At 57.7% G+C, this 16,215-nt stretch carries 15 protein-coding genes and 2 pseudogenes; 9 read left to right on the top strand and 8 right to left on the bottom strand.

The genetic code is table 11. From position 1 onward, the window contains the following. Positions 1-32: 32 nt before the first annotated feature. On the bottom strand, positions 33-668 hold the full coding sequence (locus tag E0H22_RS19750) for a hypothetical protein (RefSeq protein WP_233022682.1): 636 nt from the start codon (positions 666-668) through the stop codon (positions 33-35). Positions 669-1,115: 447 nt separating this feature from the next. Between E0H22_RS19750 and E0H22_RS19745 the strand changes: the two are divergent. Beyond that, positions 1,116-2,479 (top strand): annotated as a pseudogene (locus E0H22_RS19745) (IS1182 family transposase). Positions 2,480-2,905: 426 nt separating this feature from the next. Here E0H22_RS19745 and E0H22_RS19740 read toward each other — a convergent pair. Continuing rightward, positions 2,906-3,535, bottom strand: coding sequence for a bestrophin family protein (locus E0H22_RS19740; RefSeq protein ID WP_233022681.1), 630 nt, complete (start codon positions 3,533-3,535; stop codon positions 2,906-2,908). Positions 3,536-3,637: 102 nt separating this feature from the next. Beyond that, positions 3,638-4,989 (bottom strand): IS3 family transposase gene (locus tag E0H22_RS19735; protein WP_151612149.1). Its coding sequence is split into 2 segments (ribosomal slippage): positions 3,638-4,653 and positions 4,653-4,989, totalling 1,353 coding nucleotides; the frame shifts between segments, so codons are not numbered across the junction. A 20-nt stretch (positions 4,990-5,009) separates the two neighbouring features. Between E0H22_RS19735 and E0H22_RS19730 the strand changes: the two genes are divergently transcribed. Both E0H22_RS19730 and E0H22_RS19725 read left to right on the top strand, forming a co-directional pair. Beyond that, positions 5,010-5,216 carry an encapsulin gene (locus E0H22_RS19730; RefSeq protein WP_347340803.1) on the top strand — a complete coding sequence of 69 codons (207 nt, stop codon included), beginning with the start codon at positions 5,010-5,012 and terminating at the stop codon, positions 5,214-5,216. Positions 5,217-5,340: 124 nt separating this feature from the next. Next, positions 5,341-6,618 carry an NAD(P)/FAD-dependent oxidoreductase gene (locus E0H22_RS19725; RefSeq protein ID WP_233022680.1) on the top strand — a complete coding sequence of 426 codons (1,278 nt, stop codon included), beginning with the start codon at positions 5,341-5,343 and terminating at the stop codon, positions 6,616-6,618. 951 nt (positions 6,619-7,569) lie between these two features. Here the strand turns inward: E0H22_RS19725 and E0H22_RS19720 are convergent. The 5 genes from E0H22_RS19720 to E0H22_RS19700 all read right to left on the bottom strand — a co-directional run bounded on the left by E0H22_RS19720 (position 7,570) and on the right by E0H22_RS19700 (position 10,615). After that, entirely contained in the window at positions 7,570-7,842 is a 273-nt protein-coding gene (locus tag E0H22_RS19720; RefSeq protein WP_233022679.1) for a hypothetical protein, read from the bottom strand. 59 nt (positions 7,843-7,901) lie between these two features. After that, entirely contained in the window at positions 7,902-8,066 is a 165-nt protein-coding gene (locus tag E0H22_RS19715; RefSeq protein WP_233022678.1) for a hypothetical protein, read from the bottom strand. Between the two features lie 78 nt (positions 8,067-8,144). Then, on the bottom strand, positions 8,145-8,600 hold the full coding sequence (gene grpE, locus E0H22_RS19710; RefSeq protein WP_233026439.1) for a nucleotide exchange factor GrpE: 456 nt from the start codon (positions 8,598-8,600) through the stop codon (positions 8,145-8,147). A 240-nt stretch (positions 8,601-8,840) separates the two neighbouring features. After that, entirely contained in the window at positions 8,841-9,464 is a 624-nt protein-coding gene (locus E0H22_RS19705; protein ID WP_233022677.1) for an HdeD family acid-resistance protein, read from the bottom strand. Between the two features lie 164 nt (positions 9,465-9,628). Then, positions 9,629-10,615, bottom strand: coding sequence for a cation diffusion facilitator family transporter (locus E0H22_RS19700; RefSeq protein ID WP_233022676.1), 987 nt, complete (start codon positions 10,613-10,615; stop codon positions 9,629-9,631). A 511-nt stretch (positions 10,616-11,126) separates the two neighbouring features. On the opposite strand from E0H22_RS19700, the pseudogene E0H22_RS19695 reads away from it, so the two are divergent. The 6 genes and pseudogenes from E0H22_RS19695 to E0H22_RS19670 all read left to right on the top strand — a co-directional run bounded on the left by E0H22_RS19695 (position 11,127) and on the right by E0H22_RS19670 (position 16,201). Beyond that, positions 11,127-11,722: pseudogene (locus E0H22_RS19695) on the top strand (superoxide dismutase). A gap of 68 nt (positions 11,723-11,790) precedes the next feature. Further along, complete coding sequence (locus tag E0H22_RS19690) at positions 11,791-12,027, top strand: hypothetical protein (protein ID WP_233022675.1); 237 nt, start codon at positions 11,791-11,793, stop codon at positions 12,025-12,027. Positions 12,028-12,076: 49 nt separating this feature from the next. Further along, positions 12,077-12,619, top strand: coding sequence for a flavodoxin family protein (locus E0H22_RS19685; protein ID WP_233022674.1), 543 nt, complete (start codon positions 12,077-12,079; stop codon positions 12,617-12,619). A 1,370-nt stretch (positions 12,620-13,989) separates the two neighbouring features. Continuing rightward, entirely contained in the window at positions 13,990-14,664 is a 675-nt protein-coding gene (locus tag E0H22_RS19680) for an STN domain-containing protein (RefSeq protein WP_233022673.1), read from the top strand. Next, positions 14,661-15,215 carry an RNA polymerase sigma factor gene (locus E0H22_RS19675; protein ID WP_233022672.1) on the top strand — a complete coding sequence of 185 codons (555 nt, stop codon included), beginning with the start codon at positions 14,661-14,663 and terminating at the stop codon, positions 15,213-15,215. Before E0H22_RS19680 ends, E0H22_RS19675 begins: the two co-directional genes overlap by 4 nt. A gap of 20 nt (positions 15,216-15,235) precedes the next feature. Continuing rightward, positions 15,236-16,201: a FecR family protein gene (locus E0H22_RS19670; protein ID WP_233022671.1), complete on the top strand. Its 966-nt coding sequence runs from the start codon at positions 15,236-15,238 to the stop codon at positions 16,199-16,201. Positions 16,202-16,215: the final 14 nt, after the last annotated feature.

Here is a 16,215-nt window from a genome sequence, read left to right as displayed (position 1 = left end):
GGAGCGTAAAAGCAGCCATTCAAATTGCCGGGCTATCTGCGCGCCGCCTTGCGAGCGATAAGCAAGTAGCGTTTGAAAGTCGCAAACTTAAGCACTGCGCGATCATCTAAACTTGCAAAGTATTCATAATGTCCATCTACTTCTTTGGGGTCCAGATCTTTCGTTTCGAGATACGCATAAAAGCGGACCCAAGCGTCTGCGTATGACAGCTGAGGAACTTCGATTTCTCGCGAGAACCGATCCACAAATTGGGCCATCGTCATCTTAAGAGATGAGATATAATGGCGTTTGCGCGATCTTCTGCTGTTTTTCTGCTGAGCTGATCTCCATCGGAGGCCCATTTGAATGGTGGACTCCGCCGCAAGCTGCGAGAGTTCTTCCCATGCATCGGCAATGCTATGATGCTCTGGCGGAGCATCTTGCGTGACCCACCGATAAGTCAAATAAGGCTTTAGAAAAGGAATAGCATTTTGCTCTATAGCGCTAGGCAGGTTGGCGGCCCAAGTAAATGCCCAGCGGTCAAATCGCGTATCCATATGCTTGGGCAGAAAGCGGCACTGTGAAAGCTGGTCGTCTGTCATACCCAGCGCTTTCAGGATTTTTGTTGCGTAGTATTCCTCGATGGAATCCGTGAATTGCTTGGAAGGTGATTGGTTTCGGCGCTTCATATGTACGACTCCTTCCGAAGTCGGGAAGGTTGTGCAGGACGCACGAATCCCACCCGATCAAGGTGAAAAGGGTGCGTTGTGCTGAGCGAGAACCGCTATCGCTTGCCGCCAGACGCTGTGATTGGCCTTGAGAGATTAGTCTTCGGGGCTCATTTGCGATTCCATGGGAATCTTGCCCAAAGAGGCGGGCCGGGGGTGCGAACGAAAATAGTTTCCGCTCAAAGTCCGGCAGGCGTCAACCACAGACTGAGAATAGGCACGAACGAGTTTACGTCAATGCATGACAGCCGTTGGCCACAATGAAGTCACCGTTAGCACTGCAGCGCGCCTTATTCGCGTAATGGGCGATATGGAATGGCCGCTCATGGCGGATTGTGTTGAAAAAGTCCCCTGTTGAAGCGGCGCGCCATCGCTGATTCAATCTCGATATCGGCGGAGGCTGAATCGATGATGGGTCCACAGCAGACTGATCAGGCGGCTCTGTTCTACGAATTCTCGCTGGAGCGACACGTACCAGCGGCTCACATGCTGCGGAACATCGACCGGTTCGTCGATCTGTCAGTCATTCGGCGTGATTTGGCGCCCTTCTACAGTTCGACTGGACGGCCATGGATTGATCCTGAGCTGCTCGTCCGGATGCTGCTGGTCGGCTACTGTTACGGCATCCGGTCGGAGCGCCGGTTGTGCGAGGAGGTTCACTTGAACCTCGCTTATCGCTGGTTTTGCCGTCTGGGGCTGGATGGCGAGGTGCCGGATCACTCGACTTTCTCAAAAAACAGACACGGCCGCTTCCGCGACTGCGATCTTCTGCGCAAGTTGTTCGAGACGGTTGTGCGGCGTTGCATGGCGGAGGGGCTGGTCGATGGAACGGCCTTCGCTGTCGATGCCAGCCTGATCGCTGCCGACGCCAATAAGCAGCGTTCTGCTGCGGGCACCGACAGCCATGACTGGGAAGTGCTTGCCCGGACGCAGCGGTCTGTCCGCGAATACCTTGAGACGCTGGACGAAGCGGCCTGGGGCGCGGCAAGCGAGACGGTACCGAAGTTCGTCTCCCGATCCGATCCGGCTGCGCAATGGACCGGAGCTCACAAAGGCCACGCCTTTTTTGCCTACGCCGATAACTACCTGATCGATCTGAAGGCTGCGGTGATCGTCGATGTCGAGGCGACGCGCGCCATCAGGCAAGTTGAAGTCGGTGCGGCCCGGACGATGATCGCGCGAACGGAGGAGCGCTTTGGCATTCATCCCGAGCGCCTCGCTGCCGACAGCGCGTATGGATCAGCCGACATGCTGGGTTGGTTGGTCAACCAGCGTGGAATCGAGCCGCATATACCTGTGTTCGACAAGTCGGCTCGCGAGGATGAGACATTCGCCCGCGACGACTTTGCCTACGATCCGAGGACGGACATCTATCGCTGTCCGGCAGGCAAGGTGCTGACTTCAACCGGGACACTGGTGAATGACGGAGCGACGCTTCTCTACCGCGCCAGCAAACGCGACTGCGAGACATCTGCGACCTCAAACAGCGGTGTTGCCCGAAGATGCCAGCCCGCAAGGTGCCGCGCTCGATCTACGAGAGCGCCAGGGACGTAGCGCGTGGGATTGCCAAGACAGAGGCGTATGTAACCTAGCGGCGCGAACGCAAGAAGATCGAGATGTTGTTCGCGCATCTGAAGCGCATTCTGCGCCTCGATCGGCTTCGTCTGAGAGGTCCATGCGGCGCTCGCGACGAGTTCTTGCTCGCCGCCACTGCTCAGAACCTTCGGAAGCTGGCAAAACTGATCTCGGCACCGGCTCCAATGCCCATCTGAAACGGGATAGACACTTGCGCCCTCGATCCCTTTCCGCGGGCCAAAAGCCAACTCGCCGACTTCGTCAACACAATCGGCGCAAAGCGGACCTCCGTGACGCATTTAAGCCGAGCGGTTGACCAGCTGTTGATCAAAATTTCTTCCGATCTTTGTCGTTTCAACTTCCAAATACGCGCGCGGGAGGAGCAAACGAAAACCCGCGCCGCCCTGATGCGCGCTGAACTGCGCAAGCACCAAATCGTTGCAACATCGGGGGTAACGTCGTTATGCCCTGACGGCCGCACGATGCTCCTCCATTCCGGACGAGCGAATGACCAATTCGACCTCTTTGTCGAGCGATGTCGCGAGCCGAACGCGGTTACTCGGTCGAGATTATCCTTGATGGCTCCGTGAGTGTAGATGGTCTGTAGGCAAGCTTGAGCGCCTCTACAGGAGGACGCTATCGTGCGGTTCGATATGTTCCGGGAGCTCGTTCTTGCCGAGTAGCGAAAGCAACTCGCGCTCGATGGTGCGCTGGATCGCGCCGAGCGGAAGGCCGTTGGGCTCCAAACTGAATGGATCTTCGAGTTCGTGACCCAAGGCATCCAGCCCGAAGAACGTGTAGGCGACGAGCAGTACTGGAAGAAAAGTCCACCAATCCAGGGAGCCCGCTAGGGAGAACGGAAGAGTAAGACAGAAGATGAGCGCAGTTCTGTGCAAGAGAAGCGAATAGGCGAAGGGGACTGGCGTCTTTACAATCCGTTCGCAGCCCGCTTGGACGCGGGAGAGCGAAGTGAGCTGCCCTTCGATGACAGAATAGTGGATCGGAGTGATAGTGCCCTGCTGCATCAGTGCGAGACATCGTAATCCGATCTGATTCAATACTTCGTTGCAGTCATCGCAGTTGGTCAAGTTGTCTTCGTCAAGCCAGTGTTTGATCGCAGCCCGTTCGTCCCTGTTGCGCAAGCGGGCGACGAGCCCTCCGGAAAATGCACAGAGACAGCGTATTATGAAATCTCTGTCGACTTGATCTAGAAGCGAAATCTGGCGGCCAATCGATCTGCACGCGACGATCATATGGCCCCAGAGCTTCCGCCCCTCCCACTGTTCGTCGTCAGATAATTTGAGACCGCTCAGGCATTTCGAGAAGGGAGGATCTGGCTCATCTAGGGTTAAAGTTTAAGCGGCTTGCAATCGATGCTGCAAGCGGCGGTTTGCAATGGTTTCACGTTTGATGCGCGCACGCTCAGTCAGGATGGTTTCGGCTCGGCCGAAGTAAACATCCGCAGGCGTGAGGTTGTCGATGCTCTCATGATAGCGGTGATGGTTGTAGTGTTCGACGAAGCCGCTGACCTGACGTTCGAGGTCCCTCGGTAAATGGTAATTCTCGAGCAGGATGCGGTTCTTCAAGGTCTGATGCCAGCGCTCGATCTTGCCTTGGGTCTGGGGATGATACGGCGCACCGCGCACATGCTGCATATCCTTGCCCTTGAGCCAGGTGGCCAGATCTTCCGCGACGTAACTTGATCCGTTGTCGCTCAGAAGCCGTGGCCGCTGCTTTATATTGACGTGGTCCAGGCCTGAGGCGGCAAGCGCCTGATCGAGCGTGGCCGTGACGTCGGAGGCGCACATGGTGGGACCAAGCCTCCAGGCCACAATGTAACGAGAGAAGTCGTCGAGCACCGTCGATAGATAGTACCAGCCCCAGCCAGTGATCTTGAGGTAGGTGAAGTCGGTCTGCCAAAGCTGGTTGATCGCCGTGGTCTTGTCCTTGAACTCATTAGCCGCCTTGATCACCACATAGGCGGGGCTGGTGATCAGGTCGTGCGCCTTCAGCAGCCGATAGACCGAAGCCTCGGAGACAAAGTATTTTCTCTCGTCGGTGAAGCGCACCGCCAGCTCTCGCGGCGACAGCTCGGGGTGTTCCAGTGCCAGATCGACGATCTGACCGCGGACATCGTCCGGGATGCGATTCCAGACCCGGTCCGGCTTGGAGCGGTGATCGGCCAGCGCCTCGATGCCACCCTCGCGATAGCGATCGTACCATCTATAAAAGGTGGCTCGCGGGATGCCGAGCTTTTCCAACGTGCGCCTGGCAGGCAGATGCGATTGCTCGACCAGCGCGATTATTTCGGATTTCTCGGATGCTGGATACCTCATGCCTCGTTTTCCCCAGCCCCGTTCATGCTTTTTTTGAGCAGGCGGTTCTCCAGGGTCAGGTCGGCCACCACCTCCTTCAATTCGGAGGCTTCGCGGCGAAGGTCTTTCACCTCACCGGACGTGGCGGAACGGGCCGTGTCACCCGCCAGGCGGCGTTTGCCGGCCTCCAGAAACTCCTTCGACCAACCGTAATACATCGAGGCGGCAATGCCTTCGCGGCGGCACAGCTCGGAGATGTTCTCCTCGCCGCGCAGTCCTTCCAGCACGATACGGATCTTCTCTTCCGCCGAATACTGCCGACGCGTCTGCCGCCGGATATCTTTTAGCACTTGTTCTGCGGGCGCTTTGCCCAGTTCGGATTTCTGCTTCATCTTCGCTCCTGACGGCTACGATGAACCAGAAATCCTCCTTTCGTGAAGTCCCTCATTTGGTCTCAGAGGCGATGACGCCGAACAATTACGAATTGCACCTGGGGCAGGATCTCTCGATCGGTTACACTGCCCATTCGGCCACTGATATCGATCTCTACTTCCAGGAGACGTTCACTTTCCGAATGTTGACCGCGGAAGCTTCGGTCGCATTGCGATCAGGCGAGTAGATACGGTGGCGATGTCTCGGGCTCACGGTCGCTCTTTAAGCTGTGGTCTGGAGGTTTGCCGATACCGATGCGATGCCGTCGATGCGGCGAGACTCGCAGTCCATGGATACGTCGGTGGTCGATCATGACTGCCTCGGCAATTAAGCGGATTGTGGTGGTCGGAGCAGGTTTCGGAGGGCTTGAGGCCGTCCGAAATCTGGCGGAGACGATGATACCGATCGTAGTGATAGATCAGCGCAACCATCACTTGTTTCAACCGCTTCTCTACCAGGTTGCCACGGCGTCGCTCGGGACTTCGGAAATAGCTTGGCCGATCCGGTCGCTGCTGAGCCGATATAAAAACGTGACGACGCTACTCGGACACGTGACTGGCGTCGATCTCGTCGAGAGGAAGGTCCGGCTCGAAGACGGGGGAAGCATTGACTACGACGTGCTCATTCTTGCCACTGGAGCGCGTCATTCGTATTTCGGGCATGACGAATGGGAAAAGTTCGCTCCTGGCCTGAAGACCTTGGAGGATGCGACTTACATCCGCAGGAAGATCCTGACGGCATTCGAGGCCGCTGAGCGGGCACGCGACGAGAAGGAGCGGGCGAAGTGGCTCACATTTGTCGTCATAGGTGCGGGACCGACGGGTGTCGAACTTGCCGGGACGATCGCCGAGCTCGCGAAGGAGACGTTAAAGGACGATTTTCGCAACTACGATACGCAGAAGGCCGTTGTGATTTTGATCGAAGCTGGTGCACGCATCTTGCCGGGTTTTGTCGAAGAGCTCTCAGCCTATGCTCAACGAGCGCTGGAAGCTCTCGGTGTTGAGATCCGGCTTGGACATGCGGTGACCGACTGTAGGAACGGCGGTGTAGAGACTGACGGCGAGCTACTTCCTGCGGGGACGATCATCTGGGCGGCGGGAGTTGCGGCGTCGCCTGCCGCGGAATGGTTAGGAGTGACTTCCGATCGTGCTGGGCGCGTAATGGTCGAACCCGATTTATCTGTGCCGGGTCATCCGGAAGTTTTCGTAATCGGAGATACCGCTCATGTCGAAACACGCGACGGAAAGTTACTCCCCGGCATCGCACCTGTGGCGAAGCAAGAGGGGTGCTACGTTGCTAAGCTCGTGTCGGCTAGGCTCGCTGGCGGCACGATAGGAGCATTTAGCTATAGTAATGTCGGTAGTTTGGCGACCATCGGCAAGCGGGCGGCTGTGATCGATTTCGGATGGACCCGACTTAAGGGGCGCTTGGCATGGTGGATCTGGGGCGTCGCTCACATTTACTTTTTGATCGGACTGAAGCATCGCCTCGCGGTCGCGCTAAGCTGGCTGTGGATCCACAGCACCGGTCAACGCAGTGCTCGCCTGATCACGCAAGGTGAGGCGAAAGACGGTACGATCTTGCGGTAATTGATCACATTGTGACGAGCCTTTGGTGTTGATCGAACAATCCGATCATCAAATTAGTCAGTGCTATCGGAATTAATTGAGCGAAGGGAGATCGAGAATGTCGCGTCATAACGAAATGCCTCCGATTCCACCTGCCAGTCGCAGCACGAAGGGACCGGGAGGATCCGCGAACGAGGAAGCGAGAAATGCTTCTCGACAGGAAAGAGTCGACAATGCGGCAGAGCAAGGTGAGACAGCTAACATTAAGCAGAACACCACCAATGAAGGCTTTTACAGGGGCCGCAGAGTGAAGTAATAGCTCTGCTGGGGCGCTCGATATCGGACTTGAAGGTCTTCATGTCCGCAGCTAACGGGCATCGCCTAATCGTCGTCTGCATTGCGGATAGGATAAACGCAGTAGCCGCTCGGGTACTGCGCAATCTGTCTTGATGACATAGGCGAACATCACCCCCGAGAATTCGTTGCTCGTTAGAGCTGCGGGCAGGTCGCAAATATGAATCTTAAAGAAACTAGTCTAGATCTACTTCGTCGAGATTTGGTCATGGCACGGGCCAAAGCACTTCGATTCGGCTTTTCTGACGCTGTCGAAGCTCTCGAATGCGCGATTACGCGTCTCGTCTTGGCGATCAGTCGTGGCGGTAAACCCGATCAAGACGATCAGTTATGCTTACCCATTTGGCGTGGACCGCCCCAGCTACCGCCGAAGTGAGGCGGCTCAGCCTAACCCGTCGAACACGATGTTCAAGGTGAGCTGTGGTACGGGGCGCGGTCGAATGCTTCCCACTGCGATCGTTCCTCGTAAGCAAGGACGGTCGCGCGCAGGGCTTCCGCATCGCGAAGCGCATTATGCTGCATGTCCGATGCAACGTAGGGCGTGATGATCGCCGAATCGACCAATTCGAACCTGAGGCGCCGTATCGGCAGCATCTTTCCCGGGCCAGTGATGAGAAGTCACGCGACATTGGCGATATCCTCGGGCCAATCTGAGATCAACGTCGGGTTCTCGTCATTGTGAAGGTAGAGAAAGAAGAGTTCGGCGACTCGCTCCCGCGCAATCGGCACGGTAGCGAGAGCCGGGATGACGTGCTCGCGTACCCACGGCGTCGGACTTGCGCAAGTGATCGCCTGATAGAAGGCCGGCAACGACTGATCCTCGGGTGCCAGCGCAAGCGCGAGAAGTTCACCCCCGAATCCGTTGAACTCCGCATCCAGATAGTACCGCATGGCTATTCAATGCTGCCGATATACGCACGGGTTGCGATGCGCAGCAGCGGACGTCGACTTCAATATCTTGAGGGCTTGGGCTGCGTCTCGCTGACGGGGTCTGAAGCCGGAAAAGTCTCTTCCAGACCTTTTTCAAGCTGGCTAAATTTTTCGTCCAATTCCATGGCCTTCTTCGGATCGACGGCAAGCTTGTCTCTCGGAGCGGGATCGAACTTCTTCGTCATGATCATATTCTCGCGAATTGTGGATGGAAGAACTGTGAAGTGGCAATATCCCGACCAGCACAATCAGTTTCATGCGTATCACTGAAGGGGTTTGTCTCGGGTGACTGCGACTTTTGCGGGTCGAAGAGGCCGGGAGCCGATCGAGTAACCGGGTTCCAGCACGTCGGCGACCGTGCCATTCGGCTTCGACGGATCGACCACCTCGAACATCGCCTCGTGAAAGTTCGGATCGAAGCGATGTCCCACAGGTTCGAGTTTCTCGATCCCGTTGCGCGCAAGAGCGTCTCGCATCGCCTTGGCGGTCAATTCGATGCCATGCAGGACAGCCGTCGCATTTGCGTCCCGTTCTCGTTCGGCCTGCGGAACGCTGGCCACGGCGCGTTCCATGTTGTCCGCGACTGCGATCATGTCTTTCGCAAACTTGCTGATCGCGTATTTGCTCGCATCCGCAACGTCACGCTCGCTGCGGCGTCGCATGTTCTCGACCTCGGCCAAAGCCCGCAGCAGTCTGTCTTTCAAGTCAGCGTTGTCCATCTGCAATTGCTCCGTTGAAGGGAGCGCTGCAGCCTCAGTTTCTGTAATTTCCGCAGCGGGCTCGCTTGGTACGACTCGTCCGGAATCGGAGGGCTGCTGCTGCGACGGGAACCGACGGTCGCTCGGATAGCCATGTCTATTGTTCATTGTGCGAAGGTCCTCTTCCAAAGATCGACCGGAGCCCGCGCGTCAATTATGACGCGCGCGCGACCGGTTGGCAAACCATTCGGGTTGGGGTGCTTACGTCGCTCCTGGGGGAAAAGCGGAATGCGGCGGCAATTTAAGGCGCATGCCGAAGGCGAGGCACATGCAGCCCTGGAACAAGAGGTCTACCGACAAAAGCAGACCCAATAGCCACAGACTATTTACCGGCCAGCCGAGCAGGAAGATGAAACCGACCACGGTGGTGATCAGTCCCGACGCCGCGTGAATTGTCCACCCGTCGTTTGGCTTCGTTCGCAGACCGACGATTATTCGAGAGATGCCGGCGGCGAGAGTGAAGGCTGCAAGAATGAGGGTGAGGATGTAGGAGGCAAGCAATGGATTAGCGACTGTGGTAATGCCGGCAGTTCCATATAGGGCACCGCTTAAGAGCCACCATCCGAAACCGGACCATGTCTTGATCTTGAAAGCCTGTGCGCACTGGAATGCGCCGCCAATCAGCATGAGGACACCGATATAGATTACGGTCGCGATTGTGGTCACGGCTAAATTTATCATTGCTACGGCACCTAGTAGAACCATTAGCGCTCCTAGTGCTACGAACCACGCCCACTTCTCGCGAGCATTCTTTGTGACGTCGCCTACGGAGCGGGATCCGTTTGAATTGGCATCGGCAGAATGGGCCTTACCGGCGTCAGTCATGAAAAACTCCCGCGTTCGGTGACGACGATTTGTCGAGGAACCGGCTACGCAATCGTCATGCCAAATTGCGGGGCGAGCAAATTCAAGTAGTTGCGAGACGAAGTATCTCCTCACGAGACAATCTGTCGATCCGAAGCCGACAGTTTGTCTCGCGGTCTGGCGCGCTATTTGGAGAGGATCGTGAAACGTCGTTCGCTCGCAGCGCGAGAATCAACGATTTTCTCCGGCTTAACGAATAGGGCGATGACTTCGGGATGTGAAGCGCGGACGGCCCTCTCGATAGATGCGACGCATCGCTCTATGTCGTCGGTCCGCAGGTCACGCTCGAACTCGATGCTGAGCGCGACGACGGCCTGGTCGGGCGACAGCTGTGCGGTGAGGGCGCTATTTGCGTGAACAACCCCGGCTTCCCTCTCGGCGATGGCGCAGATGGTCTCGACAAGCGCCGGGGACGCCCGTTCTCCGATAAGCAGGCTCTTGCTTTCGATGGCGAGAAGGACGGCGATGACGGCGAGGACAAGGCCAATTAGTATTGATGCGACGCCATCGAGTACGGGCATCTCCAGCTCAATTGCCACGAAGATTCCCAGAATGGCGATGAGAATTCCGATAAGCGCCGCGCTATCTTCGAACAGCACCACGAAAGTTGGCGGGTCCTTGCTGCGGCGAAACGCGGTCCAGAAACTTAGCTCGCCTCGTGCCCGTTTCACCGCTCGCCACGCGACGATCCAGGAGGAACCTTCGAACACGAAGGAGAAACCGAGAACGACGTAGCTCACTAACGGGTTTTCGATAGGTTGCGGCGCGATAACGTGAGCGATGCCCTGATAGATAGAAACCCCAGCGCCCAAACCAAAAAGAAGAAGCGCGACGATGAAGCTCCAGAAGTAGAGCTCCCTTCCGTAACCGAATGGATGGACGAGATCCGGCCGACGTGCCGCCCGATGATATCCGTACAGCAGAAGGCCTTCGTTGCCGCAATCGACGGCCGAATGGACGGCCTCGCTGAACATGGCCGCACTTCCGGTGACGACGGCGGCGATCAGTTTCACGATGGCGACGGCGATATTGCCGGCCAGAGCCACATAGACGACGAGGCGGCGCTGCGAGGGGCTATGTCGCGCGTCTGGGGTGGTTATCGCAGCTACCAAGACGACGCCTTCCGGTTCATGATCACGGCGGAAACGACACCCTTCCGGTTAGGGTTTGCCTTCCCGGTATCGCGATGGCTTATCCGCTCAGGCGCCGTTGACGGATGCATCGACAGTCACCTCTGTAACGGACAATTCTCGCGACAGAATGGCATCTTTCAATTCTCCGCACGAGGTCGCGACGCAAGAGGTCATTGAAGTCGAATAGATAATCGGTTGGTGCCTACTGGATGTAGTTCAATGATTGGTAAAGAAAGAGGCTGATGTTGCCGAGGCACGCGATCCAGCAAGGAGGGTTCATTCGGGACAAATTGTCCAGCGTCATTCCGACATTTTGTCCGATGGTAGTCGGTTGCGAGCCATAATCTGTTGAATCTAATGGATCGGACTTCTGGCACGTAGGTTGCTGCTCGTGGGACGATCCAGATGTTATCAGTTCGCCAGGGCCAAGGAGAGACCGCTGGCATGACGAGAGGAACCGTCGCGACCGCCCCGAGGAATGGAGGGAAAGATGACATTTTCGCTGCCCGATCTCCCATACGCCTATGACGCACTTGCTCCGCTCATGTCGGCGAAGACGCTCGAATATCACCACGACAAGCATCATGCGGGTTACGTTGCGACGCTGAACAAGCTCATCGCTGGAACGGAATGGGAAGGTAAGAGCCTAGAAGACATCGTGACAGCATCTTTCGGCAAGGATGCGTCAGTGTTCAACAATGCCGCTCAGGACTACAACCACACTCTCTTCTGGGAATGGATGAAGCCCGGCGGCGGAGGTCTCATGCCGACGAGACTAGAGGAGAGGATTGTGGAGGACTTGGGTCTGTAGAACGGATGAAAGAGAGTTTTACGAACGCGGGTATCGGGCAGTTCGGCTCTGGGTGGTGTTGGCTTGCGGTGCGAGACCGGAAGATAGAGGTGATGAAGACACCAAACGGGGAAAATCCGCTGGTAAGGGGGAGCGTCCCGATCCTCGGTTGCGATGTCTGGGAGCACTCCTACTATATCGACTATCGGAATCGCCGCTCCGACTACATCAAAGCCTTCCTGGACCATCTCGTGAACTGGGATTATGTGGCGGACTTATACGAGGCGGCGGTCTGATCGGCGAAGTGCGCGTTTGGACGACTACAATCTTCGGCGATGCCTGATCGAAATCGTAAGGAGAGCGGATGATGGTTTCTGACACCCGCACGCTAGGCCAGGACGACAATATCTCGGTCATGGAAGGCTTCGATGCGGCGAGGCTCTTTCTAAGATCGGTACTGAAGCGCCACGGGAAACAAGATGGCGAAGTCGAGTTCATTCTGGGAGGAATGATGTGGGCGGATGGCGCTCCCAACGATCCGATCATGTGGGACGATTGGTTGGCAGCTATCCAGTCGTTGCGTAGTGGGCAAGCCGATTAGTGTCGGGCGAGTCGCATGATCGTCAAGATCGAGATGCGGGAGGAGCGTCGTGACGAAGATCGCAATCGTCTACTTCAGCGGATACGGCCACACAGCCAAACTGGCGGACTCGGTGCAGCGCGGTATCGCGTCTGTTGCAGGGGTGGAAGCGGTGATGTGTCGAATAGATGCCAACGGCGAATTAGACGAGGACGCCCTCAAAGTTTTTGCGAGTGCGGACGGGATTGTCTTCGGATCACCGACCCACGCGGGAGGGCCTGCGTGGCAGTTCAAGAAATTTTCTGACGCTTTTGCGACGCACCGTGCCGATCGAAAGAAGGTCCGAACGGTTTCCGCCGGCTTCACGACGTCAACCTCTGCCAAGGGCGATGGTCTGGCGACCCTTACCTACCTATTCCTGCTATCGCAGCAACACGCCTACATCTGGATAGGTACCGTGGGCGAGAGCGCGTTTGGTGGAGGATGGGCTGCTGGAGGCGTTGGAGTGTCGGCAATCTGTTTACCGGATGAGGCCTTCAATGCCACTGATCTGGATGCGGCGGCTTCACTTGGCAAGCGGGTCGCGAATATCGTCTTGAAGCTTGCGGGTTGAAACCAGCGAGGAAGCCGTGTCGTGAAACCTGAAGCTCCAGCTCATGCAGTAGCCGCGTCACCAGAAGTAGGCGCTTTGCTGGCCCAGGGTGGCGATGCCAGAGCCTTCGAACTGATCGCTGATCGGGCGTCAAAAATCCCTGCAAGGCAGAAATAATTCCCTGCTCAGTTCACAGGGAATAAAGCGCACATGGGGCAAATCCAAGCGGAAAAGAAGCCGCATCTAGACCTTTTCGGGAGCTGAAAAGCTATTTTCCCTGTAAAATTCCCTGTTTGCAGGGAAAGGTATGAGAGACGGGTACGAGTACTACTGTCGCCCCAGCCAGGCAGTCGGGGCATTAGTCGAGGCCGCCCTGCCAGCCGAGAAGGGCCCCCGATTTGGCGGCCTTTCGTAGATTCCGGAAAGTCTTTGGCCGAAGATCGGGTGTCGAAAGCCGAGAGTTCCCCGAAATTCAGATCCAGATTTCCGGTACCGTCGATGCGGTCGTAATGGGAAGTCGTGTTGCGCTAAAACGGGCACTTCGAAATTTGCTCATCGACGCAGCGACGCGCAGGGGGATTCGGTACGGTCCGCGTAACCGGAGGCAAAACTGCAAAGATCACGATCAGTGACGAAGGTCCTCGCGTAGCGCCCGACTTGTTGGATCAGGTATTGGAACCGTTTGTCCGAGCCGATCCTGCTCGTGCGCAGAACGTTCCCTGAGCTGGGCTTGGTCTCACAATTTCGCGGAAATCATTCGCGAGGCGGCCGGCGATATCGCGATAAGAAATGGCCCGGATGGCGGTCTCATTCAGATTGTCGATCTGCCGTCGTTAATGACAATGTGATCGGCCGAGATAGATCAGAAGTCGCGTAACCTGGGTGCGATGCTTTGGTATCATCGGTACTAACTTTGATTGTCTTGGAAATGTTCGGAAAGATCGATTCCAACTTACGCCCGCTCCGGAGCTGAAGCTTGCTGTTGTGAAACAGCCGGGTACGTTTCAGTTTGAGGGGGGGAAGGGGAATATGACCCGATGCGGAAAGCTTCTGCCGAAGCTGTGGGTAGGCATTGTCTTATCGTTCTCTTTGCTATCGGAAACGTTCATACTGAACGCCGACGGCCATGTGCTTGCGGCAAAGATGGCCTCGACGAAAAGTGACAAAGGTACGCGGCACATCCTCCACCAAAGACCGGATGCTGCGGAATTATCATTGGTAGACTGAAAGCTACTCGCTTTCAGGAGCTGCCATCAGAGAGTTCCTCTTGGCGCAAAGCGGACGTTGCGCTGTCTACGGACGGACCAAATCTCTGACATCCAATTGTTACAATTGTGCCATAGCTACGTAGTTCCAGTTGCGGTGTCGCCTAACGCAAGGGTGAGAGATCTATGCCCGCGCCGTATCTTGCGCGTCAGGGCATTGTTAGTCGTCTTGCGGCAATGCTTTTAGTTCTGATGTTTGGCGGGGCTGTGTCGGCTTCGAACGATATGCGGCGTTTCGATATTCCGGTGCAGCCCCTTGCGGTGGCGCTCGCCGTTTTCGCTCACCAGACCGGTATGTCCGCGCTCATCGACGCCGAGGTCGCAAGCGGCAAGACGTCCTCAATGGTGAAGGGACGGCTCGCGCCGCATGACGCCTTGCGCATTCTTTTGGCCGGCACGGGCCTTTCGTTCCGCCGCGTCAACGATTCCGCCTTCGCGGTCGGCCCGAACACATCGGGTCAAGCGATCGGAAGTTCTTCCGATCATCGCCGCCGTGGTGAGTACGAGACTTATTTCGCGCGCATTCAGAATTCGTCTGAACGATCATTTTGCAGTGACCCGCGAATTGACCTCGGCCCAAAGCGAGCGGTGGTTCAGGTTTGGATTAGCGCGGCTGGTGAGGTCGATGCGGTCCACGCCGTCAGTGTTCATATCGATGAACAAGCTGCCGCCCTGACCGAGCGGTTGCTGCGGACCCGGTTGGCGCCACCGCCGGTCGGGTTGCCGCAGCCGGTGACCATGATCCTGAGCGGCGACCGAGCCGCGCGGCGTTGCGCCAATGGACGATCGGCGGCGCCATGACGGAGAACTCGACCGCCCGCATGCGGGCGATTTTCGAGGACAAGTATCAACGCTTTCGCGAGCGCCTGCGCCGCCGGTTGGGTTCCGACGCGCTGGCGATCGAGGTGCTGCACGAGACTTGGCTGCGGCTGGAGCGGATTGGCGACGCCAGCGCCATCCAGAAACCGGAATCCTATTTGTTCCGGATGGCGCTCAACGAGGCTGCTGACCGCAAGGAAGCCGACAATCGCAAACTGTCCGCGGCCGAGGTCGAAGTCCTGCGCCACATGATGGACCATACGCTCGATCCGGAACGGATCGCCGAGGCACGGCGTGAGATGGACGCGCTCGCCGCGGCGCTGAACGAACTGACGCCGCGGCGCAAGGCGATCTTCCTGCTCGCGCGGATCGACGAAATGAAACATGCCGATATCGCCGCGCGTTTCGGCATCTCCCCCCGCATGGTCGAGAAGGAGCTTGTGCAGGCCTTGCAGCATTGCGCGCAGCGGCTCGGAAGAAAAGTCGTTCGCCGGTTCGGTCCCGGCATCGCAAAAGAGTCATGGGGGGGATAGTGGCTGAGAAAGATACCCCAATGACGGACGCAAGCGCGGCGGACACGCTGGACGGCGAGGCGCGGGCCTGGCTCATGCGCCTGACCTCAGGCGACGCGACCGCCGGGGATGCGCGGGCGCTAAGGGCGTGGTGCGAGCGCAGCCCCGCCCATGCCAGGGCTTTTGCCGAGGCGAATTTGCTGTGGGACCGTCTCGATGACGTAGCCCGGCGACCGACTGCGGCGCCGGCTTTGCCAAGCGGTGCGTCGCCACAAAGCCGGCCATCGCGGCGTTGGTTCCTCGGCGGAGCGATCGCCGCCTCGGTCGCCGGTGCCGGCTATCTGGTGGCGCGCCCGCCCATGGAGCTCTGGCCGTCGCCGCGCGAATTCGCGGCCGACTATCGAACCCGTACGGCCGAACGCCGCGAAATCGCAGTGGGCGAGGGCGTCAGCATCGAGCTGAACACACGCAGCAGCCTCAATGTGAGCCAGACGACAGGCGAGCGCCAAGTCGAACTCATCGCGGGGGAGGCAGCCATATCGGTGTGGCCACGGCACACGGGAGCGCTGACGGTGCGGGCGGCGGGTGGCCTCGTTCATGCCGCCGACGCGCAGTTCAATCTGCGATGCGATGCCGGCCGTTCGGTGGTGACCTGTCATTGCGGAACCCTTGCGATCGACTATGCGGGACTATCGATCGAACTGGATGCTGGCCGGCAGCTTGCCTATGCCGATGGTGCGGTTGGCGCGCCCGTGACGGTCGATCCGGCCGTCGTGATGGCGTGGCGAGACGGACAACTGGTATTCCGGCAGATGCCGCTTGCCGAGGTCGTGGATGAGGTCAACCGCTATCGGACCGGACGCATCGTGCTGATGAATGAGGCGCTGGGCCGGCGTCCGGTCGATGCACGGATTCCGATCGATCGCGTGGACGATCTGATCGCGCTGGTCCGGGAAGCCTATGGCGCTAAAGTCACGGCATTGCCCGGCATCGTTGTGCTGTCCTGAGCCAAATTTCGTAC

Source organism: Rhodopseudomonas boonkerdii, from assembly GCF_021184025.1.
Taxonomy (GTDB): domain Bacteria; phylum Pseudomonadota; class Alphaproteobacteria; order Rhizobiales; family Xanthobacteraceae; genus Tardiphaga; species Tardiphaga boonkerdii.
This window is presented reverse-complemented; position numbering and strand designations above follow the sequence as displayed.

Bases quoted from the DNA above. Each gene is read 5' to 3' on its own strand.
- E0H22_RS19750 (WP_233022682.1), bottom strand. From the start codon at position 668: ATGAAGCGCCGAAACCAATCACCTTCCAAGCAATTCACGGATTCCATC.
- E0H22_RS19740 (WP_233022681.1), bottom strand. From the start codon at position 3,535: ATGATCGTCGCGTGCAGATCGATTGGCCGCCAGATTTCGCTTCTAGAT.
- E0H22_RS19730 (WP_347340803.1), top strand. From the start codon at position 5,010: ATGAACCAGAAATCCTCCTTTCGTGAAGTCCCTCATTTGGTCTCAGAG.
- E0H22_RS19725 (WP_233022680.1), top strand. From the start codon at position 5,341: ATGACTGCCTCGGCAATTAAGCGGATTGTGGTGGTCGGAGCAGGTTTC.
- E0H22_RS19720 (WP_233022679.1), bottom strand. From the start codon at position 7,842: ATGCGGTACTATCTGGATGCGGAGTTCAACGGATTCGGGGGTGAACTT.
- E0H22_RS19715 (WP_233022678.1), bottom strand. From the start codon at position 8,066: ATGACGAAGAAGTTCGATCCCGCTCCGAGAGACAAGCTTGCCGTCGAT.
- grpE (WP_233026439.1), bottom strand. From the start codon at position 8,600: ATGGACAACGCTGACTTGAAAGACAGACTGCTGCGGGCTTTGGCCGAG.
- E0H22_RS19705 (WP_233022677.1), bottom strand. From the start codon at position 9,464: ATGACTGACGCCGGTAAGGCCCATTCTGCCGATGCCAATTCAAACGGA.
- E0H22_RS19690 (WP_233022675.1), top strand. From the start codon at position 11,791: ATGATGGTTTCTGACACCCGCACGCTAGGCCAGGACGACAATATCTCG.
- E0H22_RS19680 (WP_233022673.1), top strand. From the start codon at position 13,990: ATGCCCGCGCCGTATCTTGCGCGTCAGGGCATTGTTAGTCGTCTTGCG.
- E0H22_RS19675 (WP_233022672.1), top strand. From the start codon at position 14,661: ATGACGGAGAACTCGACCGCCCGCATGCGGGCGATTTTCGAGGACAAG.
- E0H22_RS19670 (WP_233022671.1), top strand. From the start codon at position 15,236: ATGACGGACGCAAGCGCGGCGGACACGCTGGACGGCGAGGCGCGGGCC.